The sequence below is a fragment of the Moorena sp. SIO4G3 genome (assembly GCF_010692305.1).
Classification (GTDB): Bacteria; Cyanobacteriota; Cyanobacteriia; order Cyanobacteriales; family Coleofasciculaceae; genus Moorena; species Moorena producens_A.
On the sequence record NZ_JAAHIG010000757.1, the window covers coordinates 1 to 1152 of the forward strand.

Genomic DNA, 1152 nt, shown 5'->3' on the forward strand with positions numbered 1-1152 from the left:
TAGAATAGGCATCTTGCCCGTGATCTGTAGAATAGGCATCTTGCCCGTGGAACGGTTTTGTGGAAAGGGAATTTTGCTTGACTCAATGCTACACCAAACAGCTTTTGAATAAAATAAGCTGACCGCTGACTGCTTAATGCTTACACCAACTGCATATAGGCGACCGTGGCATTAATAAATTAGCAAAAATGGCTAGACTACCCCGTAACTTTAAAGATGGTTATTCCTACCACATTACCACTCGTTGCAACAATCGTGAATTTAAATTATCCAAACGAGTATGCCGAGAGGTCTTTCTCTATGGGATTAAAAAGGCGCTGCTGAAATATCAGTTCAAACTTTATGGGTTGTGCATCATGTCCAATCACGTCCATTATCTGATTGAACCGGTCTGTGGTGCTGATTTATCCAAAATTATGCACTTTCTCAACTGGTACACAGCCATGTGCTTTAACCGAATGCTGAAACGTACAGGGCATTTTTGGGAAAAACGCTACTATGCTGAGGGATTTCCACCCACAGACCGCCAGAGAGCTTTGAATACTTTACGATACATTCACGGCAACCCCAAAGCTGCAAAAATGCGTCAAAGCTTTTTTTACGACTTTAGTAACTACGGTAGCTATGAACAGCTCACCGATGATGGGTTAACTCAATGGCATCCTGCTTTCTTGCAGTTGGGTAATAGCTTAGAGGAATGCGCTAGAAAATACAAAGGATTTTGCTATCGGTACAAACCCAAAAAGAAAACCCCAACTAAGTGCCACTGGGGTAGTAGGCTCCTGGCTGGGGTTTCTCTATCAGAATCAAATTTGTCAAAAAAGTCTCACCAGGGCAAGCATCGGGCAAACACCAGGGCGTGCGGTGGTAACGGAAGACGCCGAAGTAGCGAGGGTTTCCCGCCAATTTATCACTGCCAATCGACCGCCCACCACTGATAAAAAAGACTTTTGAGATAATTTCCATTAATTGTGATAGAGTGAGTCTTACTCGTCCCCGTCCCCCGCAAAAGGAGTAGGATAAATACCAAATTGCGATGGGGTGATTGACCCCCCACCGATGATGCCTGCCATGCCCTCCGTCAGGGTAGTTTCTTCCAATCCCGGGATGGGCTTAGCGGTAGTGGAACGTACGATCGGTGATTTTTGCTTA

The 1152-nt window shown here is 45.0% G+C and carries 2 protein-coding genes; one reads left to right on the forward strand and one right to left on the reverse strand.

Going from position 1 to position 1152, the window contains the following annotated elements; translation table 11 throughout:
* Positions 1-188 precede the first annotated feature (188 nt).
* A complete protein-coding gene (locus F6J99_RS45230) occupies positions 189-938 on the forward strand; it encodes a transposase (protein WP_293124024.1) in 750 nt (249 codons plus the stop codon).
* A gap of 48 nt (positions 939-986) precedes the next feature.
* Here the strand turns inward: F6J99_RS45230 and F6J99_RS46135 are convergent.
* The coding region (locus F6J99_RS46135) for a cyanobactin class RiPP (RefSeq protein ID WP_365975548.1) at positions 987-1152 on the reverse strand (166 nt) is incomplete at its 5' end.